Annotated in this window: 22 protein-coding genes and 1 pseudogene; 9 read left to right on the forward strand and 14 right to left on the reverse strand. The window is 47.0% G+C overall.

Annotation, left to right across the window (positions count from 1 at the left end):
• Positions 1-958 precede the first annotated feature (958 nt).
• The 5 genes from guaA to H7F15_RS05305 all read left to right on the forward strand — a co-directional run bounded on the left by guaA (position 959) and on the right by H7F15_RS05305 (position 6,867).
• On the forward strand, positions 959-2,488 hold the full coding sequence (gene guaA, locus H7F15_RS05285) for a glutamine-hydrolyzing GMP synthase (RefSeq protein ID WP_185195897.1): 1,530 nt from the start codon (positions 959-961) through the stop codon (positions 2,486-2,488).
• Positions 2,489-2,586: 98 nt separating this feature from the next.
• Positions 2,587-4,278, forward strand: a complete 1,692-nt coding sequence (locus H7F15_RS05290) for an ABC transporter substrate-binding protein (RefSeq protein WP_185195898.1) — start codon at positions 2,587-2,589, stop codon at positions 4,276-4,278.
• A gap of 22 nt (positions 4,279-4,300) precedes the next feature.
• Positions 4,301-5,596, forward strand: coding sequence for a glutamate-1-semialdehyde 2,1-aminomutase (hemL, locus tag H7F15_RS05295; protein ID WP_185195899.1), 1,296 nt, complete (start codon positions 4,301-4,303; stop codon positions 5,594-5,596).
• A gap of 125 nt (positions 5,597-5,721) precedes the next feature.
• Positions 5,722-6,258: a dCTP deaminase gene (gene dcd, locus H7F15_RS05300; RefSeq protein ID WP_185195900.1), complete on the forward strand. Its 537-nt coding sequence runs from the start codon at positions 5,722-5,724 to the stop codon at positions 6,256-6,258.
• A gap of 174 nt (positions 6,259-6,432) precedes the next feature.
• Positions 6,433-6,867: a hypothetical protein gene (locus tag H7F15_RS05305; RefSeq protein ID WP_185195901.1), complete on the forward strand. Its 435-nt coding sequence runs from the start codon at positions 6,433-6,435 to the stop codon at positions 6,865-6,867.
• 80 nt (positions 6,868-6,947) lie between these two features.
• Here H7F15_RS05305 and gldC read toward each other — a convergent pair whose 3' ends face one another.
• Positions 6,948-7,292 carry a gliding motility protein GldC gene (gene gldC / locus H7F15_RS05310; RefSeq protein WP_185195902.1) on the reverse strand — a complete coding sequence of 115 codons (345 nt, stop codon included), beginning with the start codon at positions 7,290-7,292 and terminating at the stop codon, positions 6,948-6,950.
• Positions 7,293-7,369: 77 nt separating this feature from the next.
• Between gldC and H7F15_RS05315 the strand changes: the two genes are divergently transcribed.
• On the forward strand, positions 7,370-8,395 hold the full coding sequence (locus H7F15_RS05315; RefSeq protein ID WP_185195903.1) for a hypothetical protein: 1,026 nt from the start codon (positions 7,370-7,372) through the stop codon (positions 8,393-8,395).
• Between the two features lies 1 nt (position 8,396).
• On the opposite strand, the gene H7F15_RS05320 is transcribed toward H7F15_RS05315, so the two are convergent.
• From H7F15_RS05320 to H7F15_RS05350, 7 genes are all read right to left on the reverse strand, one after another.
• Positions 8,397-9,722, reverse strand: a complete 1,326-nt coding sequence (locus H7F15_RS05320) for a sensor histidine kinase KdpD (protein ID WP_185195904.1) — start codon at positions 9,720-9,722, stop codon at positions 8,397-8,399.
• Positions 9,723-9,935: 213 nt separating this feature from the next.
• A complete protein-coding gene (gene dnaN, locus H7F15_RS05325) occupies positions 9,936-11,060 on the reverse strand; it encodes a DNA polymerase III subunit beta (RefSeq protein ID WP_185195905.1) in 1,125 nt (374 codons plus the stop codon).
• A 106-nt stretch (positions 11,061-11,166) separates the two neighbouring features.
• Positions 11,167-12,867, reverse strand: coding sequence for a gliding motility-associated ABC transporter substrate-binding protein GldG (gene gldG, locus H7F15_RS05330; protein ID WP_185195906.1), 1,701 nt, complete (start codon positions 12,865-12,867; stop codon positions 11,167-11,169).
• Complete coding sequence (gldF, locus tag H7F15_RS05335; protein WP_185195907.1) at positions 12,861-13,589, reverse strand: gliding motility-associated ABC transporter permease subunit GldF; 729 nt, start codon at positions 13,587-13,589, stop codon at positions 12,861-12,863. The genes gldG and gldF overlap by 7 nt, the downstream gene beginning before the upstream one ends.
• A gap of 68 nt (positions 13,590-13,657) precedes the next feature.
• The gene (gene gldA / locus H7F15_RS05340) at positions 13,658-14,575 is read right to left on the reverse strand and encodes a gliding motility-associated ABC transporter ATP-binding subunit GldA (RefSeq protein WP_185195908.1); all 918 of its coding nucleotides are present in this window, start codon (positions 14,573-14,575) and stop codon (positions 13,658-13,660) included.
• Positions 14,576-14,728: 153 nt separating this feature from the next.
• The gene (locus H7F15_RS05345) at positions 14,729-15,439 is read right to left on the reverse strand and encodes an SDR family oxidoreductase (protein WP_185195909.1); all 711 of its coding nucleotides are present in this window, start codon (positions 15,437-15,439) and stop codon (positions 14,729-14,731) included.
• A gap of 164 nt (positions 15,440-15,603) precedes the next feature.
• Positions 15,604-16,311 (reverse strand): SDR family oxidoreductase, encoded by a 708-nt coding sequence (locus tag H7F15_RS05350; RefSeq protein ID WP_185195910.1) that lies wholly within the window; start codon positions 16,309-16,311, stop codon positions 15,604-15,606.
• 115 nt (positions 16,312-16,426) lie between these two features.
• Between H7F15_RS05350 and H7F15_RS05355 the strand changes: the two genes are divergently transcribed.
• Both H7F15_RS05355 and H7F15_RS05360 read left to right on the forward strand, forming a co-directional pair.
• Entirely contained in the window at positions 16,427-17,158 is a 732-nt protein-coding gene (locus tag H7F15_RS05355; protein WP_185195911.1) for an ABC transporter permease, read from the forward strand.
• 9 nt (positions 17,159-17,167) lie between these two features.
• On the forward strand, positions 17,168-17,965 hold the full coding sequence (locus H7F15_RS05360) for an ABC transporter ATP-binding protein (RefSeq protein WP_185195912.1): 798 nt from the start codon (positions 17,168-17,170) through the stop codon (positions 17,963-17,965).
• Between the two features lie 708 nt (positions 17,966-18,673).
• On the opposite strand, the gene H7F15_RS05365 is transcribed toward H7F15_RS05360, so the two are convergent.
• The 5 genes and pseudogenes from H7F15_RS05365 to H7F15_RS05385 all read right to left on the reverse strand — a co-directional run bounded on the left by H7F15_RS05365 (position 18,674) and on the right by H7F15_RS05385 (position 22,864).
• Positions 18,674-19,612, reverse strand: coding sequence for a NupC/NupG family nucleoside CNT transporter (locus H7F15_RS05365; RefSeq protein WP_370523467.1), 939 nt, complete (start codon positions 19,610-19,612; stop codon positions 18,674-18,676).
• Positions 19,598-20,425, reverse strand: a pseudogene (locus tag H7F15_RS05370) (NupC/NupG family nucleoside CNT transporter); the annotation flags it as partial. The pseudogene H7F15_RS05370 and the gene H7F15_RS05365, both read right to left, overlap by 15 nt.
• A gap of 101 nt (positions 20,426-20,526) precedes the next feature.
• Entirely contained in the window at positions 20,527-21,126 is a 600-nt protein-coding gene (locus tag H7F15_RS05375; RefSeq protein ID WP_185195913.1) for a bifunctional nuclease family protein, read from the reverse strand.
• A 17-nt stretch (positions 21,127-21,143) separates the two neighbouring features.
• Entirely contained in the window at positions 21,144-22,121 is a 978-nt protein-coding gene (locus H7F15_RS05380; RefSeq protein WP_185195914.1) for an electron transfer flavoprotein subunit alpha/FixB family protein, read from the reverse strand.
• Between the two features lie 2 nt (positions 22,122-22,123).
• Positions 22,124-22,864, reverse strand: a complete 741-nt coding sequence (locus H7F15_RS05385; protein WP_185195915.1) for an electron transfer flavoprotein subunit beta/FixA family protein — start codon at positions 22,862-22,864, stop codon at positions 22,124-22,126.
• Between the two features lie 68 nt (positions 22,865-22,932).
• On the opposite strand from H7F15_RS05385, the gene H7F15_RS05390 reads away from it, so the two are divergent.
• On the forward strand, positions 22,933-23,265 hold the full coding sequence (locus H7F15_RS05390) for a tetratricopeptide repeat protein (RefSeq protein ID WP_185195916.1): 333 nt from the start codon (positions 22,933-22,935) through the stop codon (positions 23,263-23,265).
• A 990-nt stretch (positions 23,266-24,255) separates the two neighbouring features.
• Here H7F15_RS05390 and H7F15_RS05395 read toward each other — a convergent pair.
• The gene (locus H7F15_RS05395) at positions 24,256-24,552 is read right to left on the reverse strand and encodes an antibiotic biosynthesis monooxygenase (protein ID WP_185195917.1); all 297 of its coding nucleotides are present in this window, start codon (positions 24,550-24,552) and stop codon (positions 24,256-24,258) included.
• Between the last annotated feature and the right edge of the window lie 92 nt (positions 24,553-24,644).

Here is a 24,644-nt window from a genome sequence, read left to right on the forward strand (position 1 = left end):
CTGATTTTATCATTCAATGCAAACTATAGCCGCTTAAAAAGTAGTTTTATTTATGTTGAGAGCCATAAGTCTCAATTATTCAGGCAGATTGTTTTAAAGTATTAATCATGTAGATCGCAGCCGAGTGATTTGATGTGTCCTATAGTTTCCACTATTGTCATTTCGAACAAAGTGAGAAATCTATTTCAGACTATAGTTGGTTCTTTGTCATCCCAAGCGTTAGCCGAGGGATCCTTGTCATTTCGAGTGCAGCGAGAAATCTATCTCAGACTATAGTTGAAGCTCACAAGCTATCCTTCTATAGTTGACTTTGCTTACTTCTGGAACCAAGCCATAGTTTCATAGCCTCTTTTTATCCTGGGAGCTCTAAGAGCCTACAGTTTTATAGTTTAGTTGGCTCCCTCCCGGGCCAGGAGGCCCCGTCTTCGGGCATCGCGCTGCTGCCTTCTTGCTATCCTCGCTGCGCTCGGATTGCCTGACGGCACCGCAACAAGTCAAAGGCGCTCAACCCAAAGACTGATATCAAGTTCGATAGCTACAACTATAGTTTATTTGAACAGCTATAGTTGCATAGCTTTTCTCATGTCTATAGTTCCTTGGGGCAGGCTGCGCCTGCCTACTCGTGGATTGTAACTATAGAATTATAGCTTCAACTATAGCAGTATCAGAGTTCCCCGCCTTAGATAAGTAGGGGCAGGGGTGGTTGGACAAACAGTAACTATAGAACTATAGTTAAACTATAGCAAAGGCAGAAATTGTCCCCTTGAGGGGACTACAGGGGTGTTGAAGCGGCCACTATAAAACTATAGCCACCAACTATAGCCAAAGGCCAAATCCTGAAAATCCTTTAATCCTGTAAACCCCGGTTCAGACAGACCAAATCCGTCCATAATTCCCCTAACCTTCACTTATCTTCAAAAGTATTGGCAATTGCTATAAAAGCACCTTACCTTTGCGCATGCCAGAAAAAATTCTCATCCTCGACTTTGGCTCCCAATATACCCAGCTTATAGCAAGACGGGTTCGCGAGCTTAATGTATACTGTGAGATTTACCCCTACAACAATGTTCCTGCGCTCACGGCAGATGTAAAAGGTGTCATACTTTCAGGGAGCCCCTGCTCTGTGCGGGATGCCGAACACCCAACCATAGACCTTGATCAGTATTTAGGCAAGCTGCCGGTACTCGGTGTTTGCTACGGCGCGCAGCTTATTGCGCACGAGAGCAAAGGCGAAGTAACGCCTTCCACTATCCGCGAGTATGGCCGTGCCCGTTTATCGGAACTACACACTGCCAACCGCCTGATGAAGGAACTGACACCGGGTTCTGTAGTCTGGATGTCGCACGGCGATACGATAAAAGAGGTCCCGGATAATTTTGAAATTCTTGCCAGTACCGATAACGTACGTGTAGCTGCTTACAAACTGCGCGACCAGGAGACGTATGGCATTCAGTTTCACCCGGAAGTAACCCACTCCGACGAAGGCAAAACCCTGCTCCGCAACTTTGTGGTACACATCTGCGGCTGCCAGCAGGACTGGACATCGGAGCAATTTGTAGATGCAACCGTAGCTGATTTGAAAGCGCAGCTTGGCAATGATAAAGTTGTACTTGGCCTGTCGGGCGGTGTAGACTCCAGTGTAGCTGCCATGCTGATCCATCATGCGATCGGCAAAAACCTGTACTGCATATTTGTAGATAACGGCTTGCTTCGCAAAGATGAGTTCGAGAACGTACTGGACTCTTATAAGCACATGGGCCTGAACGTAAAAGGTGTAGATGCCAAAGCGAAGTTTTACGATGCTTTAGCTGGCCTCACCGATCCGGAAGCAAAACGCAAAGCCATTGGCCGTGTATTTATCGAGGTGTTCGATGAAGAAGCGCATAAAATAGAAGACGTGAAATGGCTGGCACAGGGTACAATTTACCCGGACGTGATCGAGTCGCTGAGTGTGAAAGGCCCTTCGGCAACTATAAAATCGCACCACAACGTAGGTGGCCTGCCCGATTTTATGAAACTGAAAGTGGTGGAGCCGCTAAAAACATTGTTCAAAGACGAAGTACGCCTGGTTGGTAAAACCTTGCACATTGATGATGCTATTCTTGGCCGTCATCCGTTCCCGGGCCCTGGTCTGGCTATCCGTATTTTGGGTGACATCACTCCGGAAAAGGTACAGATATTGCAGCAGGTAGACCATATCTTCATCAGCAACCTGAAAAAGTCTGGTTTGTATAATGAAGTCTGGCAGGCCGGCGCTATTCTTACACCTGTACAATCAGTAGGTGTGATGGGCGACGAGCGTACCTACGAAAATGTGGTAGCCCTGCGTGCCGTTACCAGCATTGATGGCATGACCGCCGACTGGAGCCGTTTACCGTATGAATTCCTGGCCGATGTATCAAACGAGATCATCAACAAGGTAAAAGGTGTAAACCGCGTGGTATACGACATCAGCTCCAAACCACCGGCAACTATAGAGTGGGAATAAGTATTAATGAGTGAATTTTGAATGACTGAATGATTGAAGAAAGATTTAAAACCAGATATTCACTCATTCAGTCATTCTGTTATTCAAAATTTAAAATTATGAGCAACTTCTGTAAGAGTGTACTTCTGGTAATAGGGCTGTCGTTTGCATCGCCGGTTTTTGCACAGCAGGGCGACGAGGTAACCTATAGCAACGGTAAAATTCTGTTGCAACAGCAGCGTTACGAACAGGCCATGGCCGAATTTATGCCGCTAACTATAGCCAACTCTCCTTACGCTCCGGAAGCTTCTTATTTTTATTCCTTAGCCGCCTTTAAAGCGCAGAAGTACAAAGAGGCACAGGAAATGCTGCAACAATTAAAAATGCAGCATCCCGACTGGCCACAGATGCCTGATGCCACTTACCTGTTAGCGAACGTACTTTTTGAGCGTAATAACTACGAGGAAGCTATCACACAACTGCAACAGCTAAACAATACGCCATTAGCTACTGATGCAGCTGCCCTGGAACGCTACTATCTTGTAAAGCTGGCCGATAAAGCTGCTTTTGAGAAACTGGTACAGCGCCACCCAAACGACAAAGTGCTGGCTCAGGTGTATGCTGATAAACTTGTAAACGGCTGGTACCGCCAGGAAGATAAAAATACGCTGGAGCGTTTGGTAAGCAAACACAACCTGGACCGCAACAAATACCTGAACGCGGCTGCACGCCGCCAGCAAGGGTTTGATGTAGCCCTGCTCCTGCCCTTCCAGCTAAACCAGGACCTGAACCAGAATGCCCGCAAGAACCAGTTCGTAAACGACCTGTATGCCGGCATGCAACTGGCCCAGGACTCACTGGAAGAACAAGGCGTAAAACTGAATCTGTATGCCTATGATGCTGGTGCCGATACAGCCAAAGTAAGCCGTATTTTCCAGTTGCCGGAAGTAAGACAAATGGACCTGGTGATTGGGCCGGTTTATAAGAGCGGTGCAACTATAGCAAATCGTTTTGCACGCACTACAGGCACTACAGTCATAAATCCCTTGTCTCAGGATCTGGAAGTGGCTGGCCCTAACAGCAATGTTTTCCTCTTTGAGTCATCGGTAGCTACGCAGGCCCGTCAGGCTGCAACGTATGCTTATAATACCTTCTCCCCTAAAACAGCGGTCATCCTTTTTGAGAATACGAAGGACGACACCACCTTTGCCTATTTCTACAAAGATCAATTCAAAAAATTAGGCGGCAAGGTAAAGACCTATAAGAAAATAAGCTCCTCACAGGCCTCAGCTACTGCCAGTGTTTTCAACAACCTGAACCTGACTGATGTGGGCCACATGGCAGTGTTCTCTGATAAGATGACGGCAGCCGTGAATGCAACCAGTAAACTACAGGCCAGCGCGGCTACGCTTCCGCTTATCACCTACAACAACTGGCTCAACATCAACCAGATCTCTTTGCGACAGTTGGATAACCTGGAAGTATATTTTATCAGTCCGAAATATGTAGACACCACGTCTCCGGCCGTTAAAAGTTTCCGGGAAAAGTACATCCAGCGCTATAATGTACCTCCTTCGGTTTATGCGTACGCCGGTTTCGAAATGCTGTATTTCTATGGCAGCATGCTGCAGCAATATGGTCCTAACCTGACACAGGCTTTGTTAGAAAATGGCATCAGCAGAGGGGCGCTTTACCCGGCGGTAGGCTATACAAACAAAACTACCCGCGTCGAGCTGCGCTCCGATAACCAGTTCGTACCGATCATTAAATTAGAAAACCTTCAACCTATTGTAGTAAACACGGTTTACTAAGTAAACTATAAAATAATACCTGATGAAAACTGCACCAATCAGTGAAGAACTGTTTCAGCGCGCTCAAAATTTTATTCCAGGCGGCGTAAACTCTCCTGTAAGAGCTTTCAGAGCCGTAGGTGGCAACCCACGTTTTATAAAGTCTGCCAAAGGCGCTTATTTATATGATGAAGACGGCAACCGCTACATGGAGTTCATCAACTCCTGGGGTCCCATGATATTGGGTCATGCCGCCGAAATTGTGCAGGAAGCTGTGCAGCAGGCAATTCCAAATTCTTTATCGTTTGGCGCCCCTACCCGCAAAGAAGTAGAGATTGCCGAACTGATCATCAGCATGGTGCCAAGCATTGAAAAGGTGCGTATGGTAAATTCCGGTACTGAAGCTACTATGTCGGCGATACGCGTGGCACGTGGCTTTACCGGCCGCGACAAGATGATCAAATTTGAAGGCTGTTACCACGGCCACGGCGATTCTTTCCTGATCGCGGCGGGCAGCGGCGCTATTACCTTAGGCGTTCCGGATAGCCCGGGTGTAACAAAAGGCACTGCCAACGATACCCTTACAGCTCCTTATAATAACCTGCAGGCTGTACAGACGCTTGTGGATGCCAACAAAGACCAGATAGCTGCCATTATTTTAGAGCCGGTTGCCGGTAACATGGGACTGGTGCAGCCAACGCCGGAATTTCTGCAGGGTCTGCGCGACCTGTGTACCAAAGAGGGCATTGTCCTGATCTTCGACGAGGTAATGACCGGTTTCCGTTTATCACCGGGTGGAGCCCAACAACTATATGGTGTAACGCCTGATATGACCACACTGGGTAAAATTATCGGTGGTGGTATGCCTGTTGGTGCCTATGGCGGTAAAAAAGAGATCATGGACTTTGTTGCCCCGGCCGGCCCGGTTTACCAGGCAGGTACTTTATCCGGTAACCCGATCGCGATGGCAGCAGGTATGGCCATGCTGACGTACCTGAAAGATAACCCACAGGTGTATACACAGCTTGAAGAAACCACCGGAAACATAATAGCTGGAATGCGCAGCAACATGCAGAAGCTTGGCCTGAACTATACTATAAACCAGGTTGGCTCCATGTTCACTGTCTTCTTTACAGATAAACCGGTAACAGATTTTGAAAGTGCTAAAACTTCAGATACTGCGCTGTTTGGCCGTTACTTTAACGAAATGCTGCAGCGTGGCATTTACCTGGCCCCATCTCAGTACGAAGCGCTGTTTGTTTCCACTGCCATTACCCCGGAAATGGTGAACGAGTACGTGCAGGCAAACTTTGATGCCTTACAGGCTATTCAGGGCTAACTATAGTTCAGACAATAAAAAAGCGGCAGTGCCTGAAAAATGGTGCTGCCGCTTTTTGGTTTATGCTTGGTGTATATAGCCTTTATTCACTACTTTTACACTCAACTTTTTAGCGTGCATTTCCCATGATCTTAACAGATAAACAAATACTTGAAGAGATAGAAAAAGGTACTATCCTGGTAGAGCCATTTAAACGATCGAGCCTTGGCACAAACTCCTATGATGTGCACCTGGGCCGTTACCTTGCTACCTACCGCGACGAAGTATTAGATGCGCGCCAGCACAACGAAATTGATGTTTTTGAGATACCGGAAGAAGGCATTGTACTGCAGCCGGGTACGCTCTATTTAGGGGTAACCTTGGAATATACTGAAACCCATGCCCACGTACCGTTTCTGGAAGGTAAATCGAGCGTTGGCCGTTTAGGAATAGACATTCACGCTACAGCCGGTAAAGGCGATGTAGGTTTCTGCAACACCTGGACACTGGAGATTTCAGTTACCCAGCCGGTGCGTGTGTACTATGGCATGCCGATCGGCCAGCTGATCTATTTTGAGGTAAAAGGCGGTATTGAGAACTACTATAACCGAAAAGAAAACGCCAAGTATAACAATCGCACCATTACGCCCGTTGAATCCATGATGTGGAAGAATAACTGGTAATACCGGTATAAAAAATTAAAATAAAAAGGGCCTCTCCACACCGGAGCGGCCCTTTTGGCATAATTCCTGCATTATACCTGTCAGAAAAAAACGTGGGCTGTGACGGAATTATTTTGGACCGGCGCTGGTTAATAAATACGAAAAGGGAAAGTAGAAAAGGAAAAAGGAAACACTATGAAAAGATTATTGGTAACAACATGCGCGTGCTTAGGTCTGATCTTCTCAGCTGCAGCAAATGGTAATGAGAAATCTATAACTGTAGAGAGCAGAGCCCAGAATCTTTCAGACCAGATGATTCGCGAACTGCGCCTGAACAACTACCAGTCAAACAAGGTACGAGCAATAAACATGGATGTAATTGCAAAAATGATGGCCGTGGAAGCCGAGTTTGCAGGCAACCAGGAACTGATCGACCAGAAATGCAAAGCTATCTGCGCTGAGCGCGATGTGAAGCTGGAAGATGTTTTAAGCACTGTACAATACAACGACTATTTCGGCGACCGTACCTACTATAGCAAATTTGATAAAGAGTTTGTAGCTAAAGGTGGCCAGCCGGTTAACAACACCATTGCAAGCGCTCCTGCCGGCAATGCAGTGGCAGTTAACTAATACACCAATCTATAACCGACCATAAAACCAGAAAGGCCGCTATTAGTAGCGGCCTTTCTGGTTTTATGGCTTACAGCTTATTACTGCTGGCTGTTCTTCTGGCGCTCTGCCTCTACGTGGTTCATCAGGTCTTCGCAAAGGGCACGCATTTTCTGGGCCATTACGCTATCACTAGTGGCTGTAGCAATGCTTTGTGCCATAGCCCCAATTGTATCTATGTAGAAATACTTCATCTCATCAACCGGCATATCCTTTGTCCAAAGGTCAATTTTCATGGTTCCGGCTTCGTCTCTGTCCCATAGCGAGATGTTGATCGCCTTGGCAAAATGGATCTTCTCCCCTGCATCGGTGGCACGCCAGCTAATGGCTTCAGGTATCTTCTGATCGTCTAAGGCAATGCTAAAGTATATTTCTGACTTCTTCATTTCGTTAAAATTTAAACTTTATAGTATCGTTATCTCGTAATATGCCTGAAAACATATATTTTCTACAAAGTTACGCGATGCGCCACGGAATAAAAACTCTCTTAACGCTTTTTACCCTTATCACCCTTGCGGGCTGTGCCCGTATCTTCCCCGGATCAAGCAAAACCTATACAGTTGGCTTCTATAATCTCGAAAAACTGTACGATGCCCAGGCTAACGCCAAAAACATGGACTATACGCCCGACGGGGCCATGAAATGGAACAGCATCCGGTATGAGCAGAAACTGAAGAACCTGTCCCAGGCCATCAGCACCATTGGTGGCAAGAACGGGCCAGCTATACTTGGTGTAACCGAAGTGGAAAGCAACAAAGTGCTGCAGGATCTGCTGAACACGCCGCCGCTTAAAAAGAAAAAATACCGGTTCATACACTTTGAGTCAGGCGATCCGCTGGGGCTGGATGTGGCAATGATCTATGACCCCAAAGTTTTTAAACCGTCCTATCAGAAGATCATTCATATTGATTACCCGCAACGCAACTTTGAGGGTAAGGGCATACTACAGGTAAAAGGCGAACTGGCCGGTGAATATGTAATCCTTTACATTAACCACTGGCCACCCAACTATGGCAACGTCCGTCGTGGGGAACGCAACCGGCGCGCTGCTGCGGCCACCCTGCGCAAACAGATAGATGCCGACCTGAAACAGGACCCGGATGCCAGTATACTGGTAATAGGCGATTTTGATGAAGAGCCTAAGTCGGCTATACTGCAACAGGTTTTAAAAGCCAACGGACGTCCCAACCCACAGTATAAGACTGAATTGTTTAACACCTTTTACATTAACTATGTGCAGGGCCTGGGCAGCTTCCACAAACGTGGCGACTTTAAGATGCTGGACCAGGTACTGGTATCAAAAGGATTGCTGAACAGAGAAGGGCTGGAATATGTGATGGGCTCAGCGCAGATACACGATCCGGAGTTTATGAAGTATACCTTTGGCAAATATAAGAACACCCCACGCACTACCTACAACGGCACTACTTACATTGGTGGCTACTCCGACCACTTCCCGGTTTATATCAAACTGCAGAAAGTCAAATAGATCAGTTGCTCAGCGGCAGCGTAATGCTAAACGTAGTACCCTGGTCTGCATTGCTTTCTACGGTTATGGCGCCATTATTCTGCTGCACCAATGTATTCACAATATTAAGCCCTAAACCCACAGAGTTTTCTCCGCGCACCCCTTTTCTGGACGCCTTGGAAAAAGCCTTGAACAAATGTGGTTTCAGGTCCTGCGGTATGCCAATGCCGTCATCCGAAATTTTAAGCAATACATCACGATCGGTACAGTTTATACCAATGCGGATGTGGCCCTGTTCCTGCGTAAATTTTACTGCGTTAGACAATAAATTATCGAGCACGCGGCGGAATCTTTCCGGGTCTATACTGGCATAAATTGGCTGTGAAGGAACATTGAATTCAATCTTACGACTATCTTTCAGCTCAGCATTCCATTGCTGGTGTACCTCTGCTACAAACGCTGTCAGGTCTGTTCGCTGCAATGTATAACTATGGTCCTGTTCATAGCGCGCCATAACCAGCAGGTCGTTAATGATAGAGGCTGATTTCTGGCAGCTTTGCAGGATCATGTCGTAGAAACGGTCTTTTTCAGCAGCGGTCATTTCACGGACACGCATGATTTTAATGAGCGATTCAATGTTGGTGAACGGGCCACGAAGGTCGTGCGCTACCACTCCCAATATGGTAGTTTTAGCCTTGTTTACGTTTTCCAGTTCCTGCTTCTGTGTCTCTATAAGCTGTAGTTGTATAAAATTATTTGCCCTGAAACTATAGTTAAGCCTGCTGAGCAGAAAGAAAAAGATCAGAATAAAAACTGAGCCCGTCTGGTTAGTGATCTGCTGCGCGTCTGTCAGGTTCAGGAATTGAACGCCAATGGAAAAGGACAGCCCGATAAGGATAGTTAAAATCAGCAGCTCTTTAAGCTCCAGTACCACCAGCAATGCCACCAGCATCAGGCCCATCAGGTACATGGTCATGTTATTGATCGGGTTGCCCTGGTACGCCACCGACATCAGCAGGCAGGTAATGGCAAAAGTATAACTATAGCCTAAGCACACCCACCGGTAAAGCCCGGCGTCAGGAGCAACTTTTTTGTGTTTAAACCAACAGAAGAGTAGCAGGGTAAGTGCAGAGATCGTTGCATAACTATAGTAAGCTATGCGGTAAAGGGCTGCCCCTTGTATTTTTTGCTCATACGGGTACACCATGTTACTGGCCAGCAAGATAAGGGCAATGGCCAGCCACACACGGGCTATAATGGTAGTACTCTTGTTGTTCTGCGGCTGATAAAAAGCCTTAAAGCCATCTGCAAAGGCAACAGGCACCGACCTGAATAAATACAACTTCATCTGAAAGAAAACGGCCAAAGTTTGGAGCGCGCAAATGTAGAAATAATGCTGATAACTTTACACCGGGCTCACCATTTTTCATGTTAATTTATAGTTATAATATCCTGAATACCAGGCATAAACTATAGCATAGCTTGCCGCATTCTGTCAGGCTATAAAAACAGAAGGCGGGCTTGTGGGCCCGCCTTCTGCGCGTTAGGAGAAATATATTTCTTATACGTAATTGTTCAGCATTACAGGCATTACCAGCATCAAAACATTTTCGTTGTCTTCGTTGGCAAGTGGCATCAGCAGACCTGCTCTGTTTGGCGTAGACAACTCAAAGGTAATCTCGTCAGAGTCGATGTTGTTCAGCATTTCGATCAGGAACTTAGCGTTGAAGCCGATCTCCATGTCTTCGCCATCGTACTGGCAGGCAAGGCGCTCATTTGCTTCGTTCGAGAAATCCAGGTCTTCGGCAGATACCTGCAGTTCTGAGCCAGACAGTTTCAGACGGATCTGGTGAGTGGTTTTATTTGAGTAGATAGAGATACGCTTTACAGAGCTTAACAGTGCCTGGCGCTCAATGATCAGCTTGTTCGGGTTCTGAACCGGGATAACGTTCTCATAATCCGGGTAACGCTCATCGATCAGACGGCAGATCATACGGATGTTATCGAAGCTGAAGAAGGCATTTGAGTTGTTGAACTCTACACGAACCGAAGTAGCTTCTGATGGCAGCGTAGACTTCAGCAAAGTGAACGCCTTACGTGGGATAATAAGCGATGCTTCCTGGCTGGTAGCAATGTCAGTGCGGCGGTAACGCAGTAAACGGTGACCGTCTGTAGCTACAAACGTAACGTTATCAGAGCGCAGCTGCACAAAAATACCGGTCATGGCCGGGCGAAGCTCATCGTTGCTAACGGCAAAGATAGTCTTGTTAATAGCGCGGGCCAGCACATTAGAAGGAATCTCGATCGCGTTACCACCTTTTACAACCGGCACGCGCGGGAAATCAGTAGCATTCTCGCCAGACAGTTTATAGCGTCCGTTTGAAGAGCTGATCTCGATGGTATAGGTTTCTTCGTCTATGGTGAAGGTTACCGGCTGGTCTGGCAGGTTCTTCAGGGTATCCAGCAGGATTCTGGCTGGGGCAGCAATACGGCCACTTTCTTTTGCTTCAACAGGCAACTCCGTGATCATGGAAGTCTCCAGGTCGCTGGCTGTTATAGTTAGTGTACTGTCGCTGATCTCGAACAGGAAGTTCTCAAGGATCGGCACTACCGGGTTGTTGGTTACTACCCCATTTATGCTGGCTAACTGCTTAAGCAGCGCAGATGAAGAAACTATAAATTTCATTCTATATCCCTATAATGTTATTTAGGCAAAGTTAAAAATATTTCGGATTTATACTAAGCCCGCAGGCAAAGGTTTTTAAAGTTTATAGCTGTTTTAAACTATAGTTTTAAAACTTTTCGTAACGGCGTTTACGCAGGTAGTAACGTGTTATACCAAACAGCGCCAGCAGCACGATCGGGGCCACCAGGTTTAGCACCTGCCAGTACGTTTTTTCTTCCTGCACCCGTACCCTGTCTAACGGACGAAGTTTGATTTCCTTGCTTCGGATATTGATCAATCCTTCCGAATCCAGCAGATAATGGATAGTGTTCATGGCCAGTTCCTTGTTAGCAAACGTGATGTTGTTAAACCTGTCGAAGCCAAGTTCATAGGCCTGCCCACTGCGTGGGTTAACATCGTTCCGGATCAGATCGCCATCCGAAAAAACTGCAATTTTGGTTGGTACACCCTGCTCTTTTACAGTCGTGTTGGCCACACCAGCCGGTGCCCGTCGGTTACGGAACAGCGATGTAAAGGCACCTTCCAGCAAATATCCAACTGGCTGCTCCCCTGCCTGGTACTGTTCCGGGTTAACCTCCATCCGGGCTTCTTCCAGGGTAAGCGGCACCGGCGCCTGCATAATACGTGAATAAGGCGAGGTGTAAATAAGAGGCGTTTTCCGGATACCTGTTGCTTTAACAGTATCTATAGTTCCGACAAATTTGCCATAAACTGCATCTAAGTTACGCGTGATCGGGTGCTTGCTGAACTTGTTGAGCACCGGGTAATAGCGCCAGTTAATCATTTCGGTACTTGGCCGGCCGCCACTATAGCCGGTAACCAGCGGTATAAAACCGGAGTTCAGGTCCATGATCAGCGTAGGATTCAGGCGCACACCGTACCGGAATAACAGGTCATCAAGGTTCAGGTTGTAGGGCATGGCAAAGGTACCGCCTGTTCCGAGGCTATCCAGGTTGGCATTAAGCGCATCCACAAAGAAAACGGCTTTGCCCCCGTTCATGATAAACTGATCTATTTTGTACTTATCGGCTTCCGTGTAGGTACCGGTTGGTTTGGCCACAATAATCAGGTCGAGGCCATCTAAGGTAGGGATCTGGTCCAGGTCGCCCATGGCAACACGGTAATACTCCTGTAAAGAGCCTAACAGGGCAGTTACATGAGGGTATTCCAGCTCGCCCTGGCCTGTTATGTAACCAATGGTTTTATTCCCCTGGAAAGCCAGTTTACGCACCGCTGTCGCCAGCTCATACTCCACTCCCTCCACCGACTGGTTCAAACGCTCATCCGGCGTAGCTGCCAGGTTACCTTTCAAAAAATTAACAATTGTCTCTTTGCCTTTGTACCGGATCACGGCACCCGGAAATACCAATCGCTCTACCTGTTTCCCTTCTTCTGTCGCTTTCAGGTTGGTTGGTTGTATGCCTTTCTGGGCAAGCAGTGTCATAAACTCTGTGCGCTTTTTCTCATCAGTTATCGAGCCTGGGTCATAGAACTCATAGCGCACCTTGCCATCAGCATAGATCCTGAACTCATCCAGCGTCTCGCGCACCGTTTGCTGCAGTCTTTTGAAGCCGGACGGAAAATCCCCTTCCAGGTACACCTCCACAAAAACTTCATCGGGCAGGTTTCCCAGCATCTGTTTGGTTACCGGCGAAATAGAATAACGTTTATCCTCTGTCAGATCTACCCTGAAAAAGTAATTATAAACCAGTACGTTAACTATAACCAACGCAACTATAGCTATAAGATAGCGGGTAAGGTCGCGACGGCGGTTGTTGGGGGCTTTTGTCGTTTCCTGCGTTACCATTTTCTGCTGCTTAAAACCAGTTTAGTTGATAGGATCATGATAGCGATAACGGTGAGGAAGTAGAGCACATCGCGCGAGTCGACAAGGCCTTTGCTGATGGCATCGTAATGGTAGGAAATACCCAACTGGCTGATTAAGTAACTATAGTTTGCCAGCGCCGGAATGGAGGCCAGCAGATCGAAACCGGTATAGATGATGTAGCATAGGAATAAGGCCACAATGAAGGAGATGATCTGGTTGCTGGAGATGGATGAGGCAAAAACCCCTATCGCGCAGAACACACCGGCCAGGAACATCAGCCCCAGATAAGAGCCAACTACAGCGGCAGAATCGACGTTGCCCTGCGGGTTGCCCAGTTCATAAACCGTATAGTAATACAACAGCGTTGGCACCAGGGCAAACAGGGCCAGCAACAAGGCGGCAAAATATTTCCCCAGTATAAGCTGCAGATCAGTAATTGGTTTGGTCAGCAGCAGTTCTATTGTTCCTTCACGTTTCTCTTCGGCAAACGTGCGCATGGTAATGGCCGGTATCAGAAACAGGAACAGCCATGGGGCCATCGAAAAAAGCGTCTGCATATCGGCAAAGCCATAGGTCAGGACACTGCTCTCCGGAAACACCCACATAAACATGCCGGTCGCCACCAGAAACACCGCGATCACCATATAAGCGATCAGCGAGTTCAGGAAGCCGTTAAATTCTTTCTTAAGTATAGCGAGCATATTAATTAGTAATGACGAATGATTAATGAATAATAAATTTCACACTATTACTCATTAATCATTACTAATTATTCATTCTTAGTAAGCTGTTGGAATATCTGTTCGAGGGAATTTTCTTCCTGACGCAGGCCTACGAGCGGCCAGTTCTGTTCGGCTGCAATACGGAACACAGAGGCCCGGATGTCGGCATCCTGGCTTGATGTGATTCGGTAGGTACTGGCCTGCACCGGTTCTACTTTCTCTACGCCGGCTATAGTTTGCAGCAGGTCTATCTCTATTGGTTGCTCGAACTCAACTATAGTTGTTTTCTGTCCTCTGTTACCTGCCTGCAGACTGGCCACATCGCTGTTGGCTACCAGTCTGCCCCGGTTTATGATCACCACGCGGTCGCAGATGGCGGCTACTTCCTGCATAATGTGAGTCGAGAAGATAACGGTCTTGTCCTGGCCGATGCGTTTGATAAGCGAGCGGATTTCCACAATCTGGTTCGGGTCCAGACCGGTGGTTGGCTCATCTAAAATAAGCACCTGCGGGTCGTGCACCAGCGCCTGCGCCAGGCCAACACGCTGCCGGTAACCTTTCGATAAAGCGCCTATCTTTTTACCCTGCTCCAGCGTCAGGCCACAAAGCTCAACCATTTCCTTTACCCGCGACTTTGCAAACTTCCCATTTAGTCCGTAAACCGATGCTACAAACTCGAGGTACTCATGCACATACATATCCAGGTACAGCGGGTTATGCTCCGGCAGATACCCTACCATACGGCGTACCGCAATCGGGTCCTGCACCACATCATGGCCGTTCACAACTATAGTTCCCGACGACGGCGGCAGATAACAGGTCGCGACCTTCATGGTAGTGGATTTACCGGCACCGTTCGGCCCCAGGAAACCCAGAATCTGCCCCTGCTCCACTGCAAACGAAATATCATCTACAGCACGTTGCGCCCCGAATAGCTTGGTAAGGTTCTTTACTTCTACAGACAATTTATTCTAATGAATAATGACGAATGATTAATTATGAATTAGCATTTATTCAGTGAATAGCGAACAATTATATCATTATTCACTATTCATTACTCATTATTAATTCTTAGTTCAAAATTAACAAAATCCTGGTTTCCGAAACATCCTTACACCTTACTTCTGCTTCTGAATTTTGCCTTTTGGCATGAGCGGGCGTACTTCAATTTCTACATGATGGTAGTTCGGGTGAGACTCCAGGGCATGCACTATAGTTGACGCTATATCTTCCGGGCGCATCATGTTCTCGCGGGCTGTTACGTTTTCAAAATTATCGAAGAAACTGGTGTTAACGGAGCCCGGGTAAATACAGGTAACCTTAACGCCATAGTTGCGCACTTCCTTATAGAGCGCCTGCGAAATGCCCCGCACAGCAAATTTACTGCCGCAGTAGCCTGACATTTCCTCGATACCGGTTGTACCTGCAATAGAAGATATGTTGATGATATGACCTTCGCCCTGCTCCTTCATTTCGGGTAACACTAACCGCGAGCAGTAAAATACGCCATGCACATTGGTATCAAACATGGTGTGCCAGTCGTCTATACTCAGCTCATCCAGCTTACCACCTATGCCGAGGCCGGCATTATTTACCAGCACCGCCACATGCACACCCAGTCGGCTTATAGTTTGGTCAAACGCATTCTGCACCGATTCGGCATAGCGCACATCGCATTCAAAAAAGTGAAAGTTTTGGTGCTGCACCTCGGGTGCTGTTCTGCCCCAGCCGGCAACTATAGCCCCCTTCTCTAAAAGCGCTTCTACTGTTGCCAACCCAATACCTTTGCTAACGCCGGTCACCACGGCTATCTTACCCTTTAATTCCATAGTTTTAATTTGATTGCTGATTGTTAATTGTTAATTGCTGGAGGTTAGATGGTTAATTTTTAATCGTTAAATGATAGATCTGCTATAGTTTAAGACGCAACGTATTGCGTCTCTACAATCTAAAATTCATACTTCTTACTTCTCTAACTCCCAAACTCGTACCTCTAAATGTCTCCCAATTGCGGGCGGATCAAAATCTCTTCTACTACGCTGTTCGCCGACATGTTGTAGGCACCCCAGATCGCACTGGCCACGTCTTCTGATTTCATAAAACGTTCTGCCGGCAGGTCCACTCCTTCCCAGCTGGCTGTCAGCGTAGCACCTGGTAGTATAGCGGTAACTTTTACGTTGTGCTCCTTGGTTTCCTCGCGCAGCACCTTGGTCATGCCATACAGGGCGTATTTAGAGATGCAGTAAGAACCACCGTTAATGTAGGGCGTGATGCTGGCCGTTGAGCAAAGGTTAAAAATGTGCCCGCTGCGGCGTTTTATCATCTGTTTAGCAAACGCCTTGGAAATGTAATACGCACTGTAAAGGTTGGTATTAATCATAAATGGCAGCGCCTCATCATCCTCCTCGGTAATTTTGCCCGATATAAACAGGCCGCTGTTATTCACGACCACATCCACCTGCACGTTCAGGTCCTGCACGTATTTTATAAACTTTTCCAGCGATTTGCGGTCGCTCAGATCCGCCTCCTGGTACAGCACTTTCGAGAAAGTATAGGCCTGTTCAATCTCCAGCTTCAACTTTTGCAGGTCATTTTCGTTTCGGGAGCAGGTAATGATGTGGAACCCTTCTTTAGCGAACAGTTCTGCAACCGCCCTGCCTATACCTTTTGTGCCGCCCGTAACCAGAATGTATCGTTGCATGTGGAAATATAGTTAGATTAAAATGTTTCGATAAATTACGCGTAAGATAGGCATTTAAAGCTTAATTTTGATTTAAACACGTATAAACACCGACGTTTAGACGCCATACACCCCTATGCTGAAGCATTTCGGAAAATATATCATGTTCATGGGTAGCCTTGTTACCCGGAGCGAGTCGCCGCGCATTTTGTTTAACAGAACTATAGATGAAGCCATCCTTATTGGTATAAACTCCATTTTTATAGTTGCTATTGTATCCACCTTCATCGGGGCGGTAACCTGCGTGCAAATTTCCTATAACCTGACCAACGCCTTTATTCCGCGCTCAACTATAGGTTTTATGGTACGGGAAATGACCATCCTGGAGCTGGCCCCAACTATAACTTCTATTGTGCTGGCAGGCAAAGTAGGCTCCAGCATTGCCAGTGGCCTGGGCACCATGCAGATAACCGAACAGGTGGATGCCCTGGAAGTAATGGGTATCAACTCCGAGAACTACCTCGTGCTGCCCAAAATTATTGCGGCCCTGCTGGTTTTCCCAATGCTGGTTATTCTTTCCATGTTCCTGTCCATAGCAGGCGGTTTTGTAGCCGGCACTCTTACCAATGCCCTCACGGCGCAGGAGTACATTACCGGTATCCGCGACGCTTTTATACCTTATAACATTGTTTTTGCCCTTATAAAATCTGTTGTGTTTGCTTTCCTGATCTCGTCTATCTCGTCGTTCAGGGGCTATAATACATCGGGTGGGGCCCTGGAAGTGGGCAGCGCCAGTACGGCAGCCGTAACGCAGAGCGTAATTGCGGTACTCATTGCCGATTACGTGTGTGCCCAGTTACTACTATAGCATTACTTTATGATAGAAATACATAACATACATAAAACTTTCGGCGACAAAAAAGTGCTGGATGGCGTGAGCGGGATATTTGAAACCGGTAAGACCAACCTGCTACTGGGTGCCAGCGGTACCGGTAAAAGTGTGCTGCTCAAATGTATTGTAGGCCTTATTAAACCCGACATTGGCAGTGTTACTTTCGATGGCACTTATTTCACCAATAACAAGCTGGATATACGCCAGGAAATCCGACGTAAAATAGGCATGCTGTTTCAGGGCTCGGCCCTTTTCGACTCTATGACAGTACAGGAAAATGTGGAGTTCCCGCTGAAAATGCTGACACCGGACATGAGCAGAAGCGAACGCCTGGATCGCGTAAATTTCTGCCTGACCCGGGTTGGCCTGGAAGGTGTGAACAGGAAAATGCCATCCGAACTGAGCGGCGGTATGAAAAAACGGGTTGGTATCGCCCGCGCCATTGCTCCTAACTGTACCTACCTGTTCTGCGACGAACCCAATTCCGGCCTCGACCCGCTTACTGCTATTAAGATTGATGAGCTGATTAAAGAGATCACCGTGGAGTATAACATCACAACTATAGTTGTAACCCACGACATGAACTCTGTGATAGAGATCGGTGATAAGATCATGTTTCTGTACGAAGGTAAAAAACTATGGGAAGGCACCCGCGACGACATCATGGACTCTAACGTGAAGGAGCTGAACGACTTTATTTTTGCCAACCGCCTGATGCGTGATGCAAAAAAAGTGGAAGAAGAGGAACGCGAAGAACACGAAGAAAAACGGGATACTATTTGAGTATAGTTTAATCGTTTCCTTTATTTCGATAATTCTTCCTTTGTCATTTCGAGCAAAGTCGAGACATCTTATGTGTTCTGTTATTCATCTCCGCTATTTTTTTTGTCATTTCGAGTGGAGCGAGAAATCTATCTCAGCTTATAGTTTGTAGAGACCTAGCAGCGTGCGCAGCTCCTGCTAGTGTCTGGTGCTATAGTTTGCTTTGCCTACCATTTGAACCAAGCCTTTTCTTTCATAGTTGCTTCAATTCCTGGGAGCTCTATGAGCCTATCGTTTTATAGTTTGCCTGGCTCCCTCCCGGGCCGGGAGGCCCCGTCTTCGGGCATCGCGCGGTGTACATTTCCTTTGCTCGTGCCTCGCAATGCCCTACAGGCACCGGAAATATACAAGGCGCTCAACCCAAAGACTGAGATCAAATTCGATAGGTTATGATCTAGCTATAGTTGATGTGTTGTCTTTTCGTTAGATCTGATCGGTTATTTTCTCGTGGCTATAGTTCCGTGGGGACAGGTAAACCTGTCTACTCATGGATTGTAACTATGAAACTATAGTTTGAGAAATGGTAGCAGCTAAAACTATCCTCAAATAACTGGTATCTTGGGTTCGGAGGTAGAAAGCTTCGCTCTGAAAGGATAAGCAACTATAGCACATAAAAAGGGCCTTCCGTTTACAGCGGAAGGCCCTTTTTATAGTTGTACTAACTATAGCTTACAAAGCAAACAGCATACCAGCTACGGTGGCCGACATCATACAGGCAATGGAAGCACCTAACAGTGCACGTAATCCAAGTCTGGAGATGTTACCCTGCTGGTTTGGCGCCATACCTCCTATACCACCCACCTGAATAGCGATGGAACTGAAGTTAGAAAAACCACACAACGCATAGGTCGCCATAATCACCGATTTATCTGTTAAGGTTCCGGCTGCTTTCATGTTTGCCAGGTCCAGGTACGCCACAAACTCGTTGATGGCTGTTTTCTGGCCAAGTAAGCTACCTACCTGCAGTGTATCAACCCACGGCACACCCATTATAAAGGCAAACACCCGGAAGATCTGGCCCAGAATATACTGGAACGAGAAGCCATCGAACTGACCGTTTGTACTGGAAACTACCAGCTCATTAAGGCCTGTAACACCACCGATCTTCATCAGGGCATAGTTGAGCAGGGCAATAACTGCAATAAAGGCCAGCAACATACCGCCCACGTTGGCAGCTAATCTTAAACCATCAGCAGCACCCCTTGATACCGCATCGATCAGGTTGTCGCCGATCTGCTCCGGGTTTACTTCAAGTCTGGTATTGATCTTATCTTCGTCGGTTTCAGGCACCAGCATTTTAGCCAACACAATACCTGCCGGCGCGTTCATAATTGAGGCAGTGAGCAAGTGCGCTGCAAATACCGCCTGCTGGGCCGGGTCGCTGCCACCTAAAAAAGATACATAGGCTGCCAGCACACCGCCAGCCAAGGTTGCCATACCACCGGTCATCAGACACATCAGCTCTGAGCGGGTCATGGTAGGGATGAACGGACGCACCAGAAGCGGTGCCTCGGTCTGGCCCATAAAGATGTTACCTGCTGCCGATAAACTTTCTGCACCGGATAAACGCATGCCTTTCGACATAACTGCAATAAAGGCCAGCAACATACCGCCCACGTTGGCAGCTAATCTTAAACCATCAGCAGCACCCCTTGATACCGCATCGATCAGGTTGTCGCCGATCTGCTCCGGGTTTACTTCAAGTCTGGTATTGATCTTATCTTCGTCGGTTTCAGGCACCAGCATTTTAGCCAACACAATACCTGCCGGCGCGTTCATAATTGAGGCAGTGAGCAAGTGCGCTGCAAATACCGCCTGCTGGGCCGGGTCGCTGCCACCTAAAAAAGATACATAGGCTGCCAGCACACCGCCAGCCAAGGTTGCCATACCACCGGTCATCAGACACATCAGCTCTGAGCGGGTCATGGTAGGGATGAACGGACGCACCAGAAGCGGTGCCTCGGTCTGGCCCATAAAGATGTTACCTGCTGCCGATAAACTTTCTGCACCGGATAAACGCATGCCTTTCGACATTACCCAGGCAATACCATACACGATCTTCTGAAGCACACCCAGGTAATACAAACCTGATGATACAGCCGAGAAGAATATGATGGTTGGGAGTACGTTAAAGGCAAATATAAAGCCTATGCCTGCGTTTTGAGAAGGATCGGCCAGGTTACCGAACAGAAAGCGGGCACCTTCGTTGGAGAAGCTTAAAAGCTTTACAAAAGCGCGGCTTACAAAAGCAAAGCCATCGGCCACCAGTGGCACTTTGGTTACCAGTACCCCGAAAAGTAACTGCAGGAACACACCGTAGATTACAATTCTCCAGTTAATGGATCTCCGGTTCGTAGAGAACAGAAAGCCAATAGATAACAGGACAATAAGACCTATTATACCTCTAAAAACATCAAACATAAAAAGGCTAAAAATTTGTCAAAAGTAAGTCTTAAATGTTATAAAACAAAAAGTCCTGCAATGTATAAATGCAGGACTCTCCGTGTAATATTATAGTTCTCTTAATTGCGCTTATTCAGTTCGTCGCGGATCTTGGCTGCTTTCTCGTAGTCCTCTTTCTCAAGGGCTTCGTTCAGCATTTTGTTCAGCTCATCAACAGAGGTCTGGTGCAGAGGCTCTTTCGCGCTGCTGCCGGAACTGGTGCTTTTTACTGTTGCGGTCTCTTCGCTTTCCTCCTCTTCCTCTTCCAGGTCGCTGAGAATGATCCCAGCTTCAGATAAAACACTTTCTACAGTATAGATCGGCACGCCAAAACGCAGGCCAATGGCAATGGCATCTGACGGACGTGCATCCAGTTCAAACTCCTTTTCGCCATCGGTACACATGATCTTGGAATAGAAAACCCCTTCCTTCAGGTCCGAAATCAACACCTCGGTGATGCTCACGTTTACCTGCTCGGCAAACGACTTGAACAGGTCGTGCGTGAGCGGGCGGTTAGGGTTTATTTTTTCGATCTGGATCGCGATTGACTGTGCTTCGAACATACCGATAATGATCGGCAGCCTTCTGTTACCATCTCTCTCGCCGAGCACAAGCGCAAACGAACCGGTCTGCGACTGACTGGAAGAGAGTCCGAGTATCTCTAATTGAATTTTTTTCACAATTAAGCCTTCTTAGTCTATTTGTCAAGGGCCCTGGCGGCCTCTATTAATTTAGGAACTACGTCAAAAGCGTCTCCAACGATGCCATAATCAGCAGCTTTAAAGAACGGAGCTTCCGGATCCTTGTTAATAACGACAATAACTTTAGAAGAGTTAACACCAGCCAAATGCTGAATAGCACCCGAAATACCGATAGCGATATACAGGTTAGGGCTTACAGCAATACCTGTCTGGCCAACGTGCTCGTGGTGAGGTCTCCAGTCAAGGTCAGCAACCGGCTTAGAGCAGGCTGTAGCAGCACCAAGTGCTTTTGCCAGATCCTCCACTAAATGCCAGTTCTCAGGTCCTTTCAGACCACGACCGCCCGATACTACGATCTCAGCTTCGGTAAGCAGTACGCCACCGCTGGTATCCTGCATAATGGTTTCTTTTGGCGCAGCTGCAAAGTCAGCGTCGGTCAGGTCAGCAGAGAATTTCTCTACAGTTGCCGCACCGCTGCCAGCATTTGCAATCTCAAGCGCGTTTTTCTTAACAGCAATGATCTTTACATCGGAAGTAAGATTTACCTCGGCAAATGCTTTACCAGAGAATACACTGCGTGTAACTATAAAACCACCATCTGTTTTAGGCAGCGTAGTTACGTTGGTTGCCAACGAGCCATTTAAACGAACTGCAAGCTTAGCACCAACAGCAGCACCAATGTTTGAGTTAGAGAATACCAACACCTTCGCGTTTTCCTGCTGGGCAGCTTTTGCAATTACTTTTACATAGGCATCGGCCACAAAATTGTTCAGGCGGCTGTCAGCATCATACAATACTTTGCTAATGCCCTGTTCGCCTAATTTTGCCAGTGCATCTTCGTGCACCTCACCGATAGCTACTGCTGTAGCTGTAGTGCCCAGTTGCTGTGCTACCTGGTAGCCGTATGTGGCCGCCTCCAACGAAGATTTCTTGATCTCTCCGTTAAATCCTTCTACAAATACTAATACAGACATGGTTATAGTACTTTAGCTTCGTTTCTTAATAATGTAATCAATTCACCGGCGTTCTCAGCGTCGATCATTTTCACGCCGCCTTTTTTCTCCGGTTTGCTGAAACTCACGTAATCAGCTTTTACCTCACCGCCAACAGGTTCTACAACCTGCAAAGGTTTGGTACGGGCCGTCATGATGCCGCGCATGTTCGGAATGCGTGGCTCCGACATTGGCTGCTGCGCGCTGGCTACAAACGGTAGTTTAACTTCTACCACTTCCTTGCCACCTTCAATTTCGCGCTCCAGGCGTGCAGTGCTGTCATCAACCAGGTCCAGTTTAGAAGCAGGAACTATAGACGGAATGCCCAGCATCTCGCCTACCATGTTGTGCACCTGCGAGCCGTTATAGTCAATAGACTCTTTGCCCATCAGGATCATGTCATAATTATTCTGCTTAGCGATAGCCGCGATCTGCTGTGCTACAAAGAAAGCATCCTTCGGATCAGCGTTTACACGTATCGCATCGTCGGCGCCGATAGCCAGTGCCTTACGGATGTTCGGTTCAGCATCTGCTTCACCTACGTTTAGTACCGTAACGGTTCCGCCTTTTGCTTCTTTCAACTCAATGGCGCGGGTAAGTGCGTATTCATCCCATGGGTTGATCACGAATTGTACACCATTCTTATCAAACGACTTGTTATCGCCTGTAAAGTTGATCTTGGATGTGGTATCCGGAACGTTACTGATGCAAACTAATATTTTCATATGATAAAATAGTTAGCTTATTAAAAGTTAAATTTGTTGCGAAGTTAGTAAAATATAGCCAAATCGAAATGTCACAAGATAGAATAACACAGCTTCATAAATTCCTGGAAGAAGACCCGAATGATCCCTTCACGATCTATGCCCTTGCCATGGAATATCGACCCACAGACAAGGATAAAGCCCTTTTATACTACACTCAACTCCTAACCGAGCATGAGCGCTATGTGGGTACATATTACCACGCAGCTAAGCTGTACGAAGAGTTGGGACAAAACGACGAAGCAGAACGCATCTATAAAAAAGGAATGCTCATCAGCAGACAAGAAGGAAACCTGCACGCTTTCTCAGAATTGCAGCAAGCCTACAACAAACTGATGGGCCTTGATTACGAAGATGACTAAACTGCCGGCTGCATGAACCAAAAATAGTATGCATGCAGCATATTTCCAAACTATACTTATATAACTTGTACAGGGTTTGTTTTGTTTGTCTGAATCAGGGTTGTCAGAAGCCTTTCGATTACAATTAAGCACCTACTCTTCAATAACTTACCTTTCATTAAAGTATAGTTTATCGTTCTATAGTTACTTCATTTGTCATCCCGAGCGTCAGGTGAGACAACTTATATGTCCTATTGTTTCTCTTTTGTCATTTCGAGTGCCGCGAGAAATCTATCTCAGACTATAGTTGGTTAAGACCTCACAGTGTGCGCAGCTCCTGTGAGTGTCTGATATTATAGTTGACGTCAGTTGCAACTGGAACCAAGCCTTTCTTTTATAGTTACCTCTAATCCTGGGAGCTCTACTTGCCTATAGTTTTATAGTTTGGTTGGCTCCCTCCTGGGCCGGGAGGCCCAGTCTTCGGGCATCGCGCTGCTGCCTTCTTGCTATCCTCCTGCGTCGGATTGCCTGGCGGCACCGCAACAAGTCAAAGGCGCTCAACCCAAAGACTGATAGCAAGCTCGATAGCTGCAGTTTCAGCTAAAGTTCCCTAGATGTCTCTTCGTCAAGGCAGATCATCTTTTCTCATGGTTGTAGTTCTGTAGGGACAGGTCGTGACCTGTCCGCTCTTGGTCTGTAACTATAGAACTAAAATTCAAACTATAGCAACATCAGAGTTCCCCTCCTTGGATAAGGAGGGGCAGGGGTGGTTGGACCAACGCCAACTATAGAACTATAACCTTAACTACAACTATAGCTGGAAATCCCCTCTTGGGAGGGGTTGGGGTGGGTTAAATCGGCAGCTATAGAACGATAGGTTAAACTATAGCAAAAGCTGCAAAGCTCCACGCCTTGGATAAGGAGGGGTTGGGGGTGGTTTGACCACGGAACCTCTAAACCAAAAGAGCAGCCCTTAACAAGCTGCTCTTCTTTATTTCTTCGAACTATAGTTTACCCGCAAACGTGTTCCAGGAACCTTACTTTGGTACTGCCGGGTACTAACTTCAGACCTTTCGGGATGCCGTGGTGTGAGTCTTTGTAGTGATTGGCGAACCATACTTTGTAACTTTCTTCGTCGGTCCAGTAGGTCATCAGCCAGATCTCGTTCTCGTTTTCCTGCGGATACATGACTTCCAGTTTCAAAAATCCTGCTTCCTTGTCTACCATGTGTGGTCTGTTCTTGAAAGCTTGTCTCACTTCTGCTGCCATATCGTTGGCAATTGTAAACGTACTCAGGGCTATAAACATATTCAGTATTTAAAAGTAAAACCGAACGCTCTAAGCCTGAACAGACGGAGTTATCAATTATAAAATTTTCTAAATTTAAGAAAAACCAGCCA

This window comes from Pontibacter sp. Tf4 (assembly GCF_014212495.1).
In the GTDB taxonomy this organism is placed as follows: Bacteria; Bacteroidota; Bacteroidia; order Cytophagales; family Hymenobacteraceae; genus Pontibacter.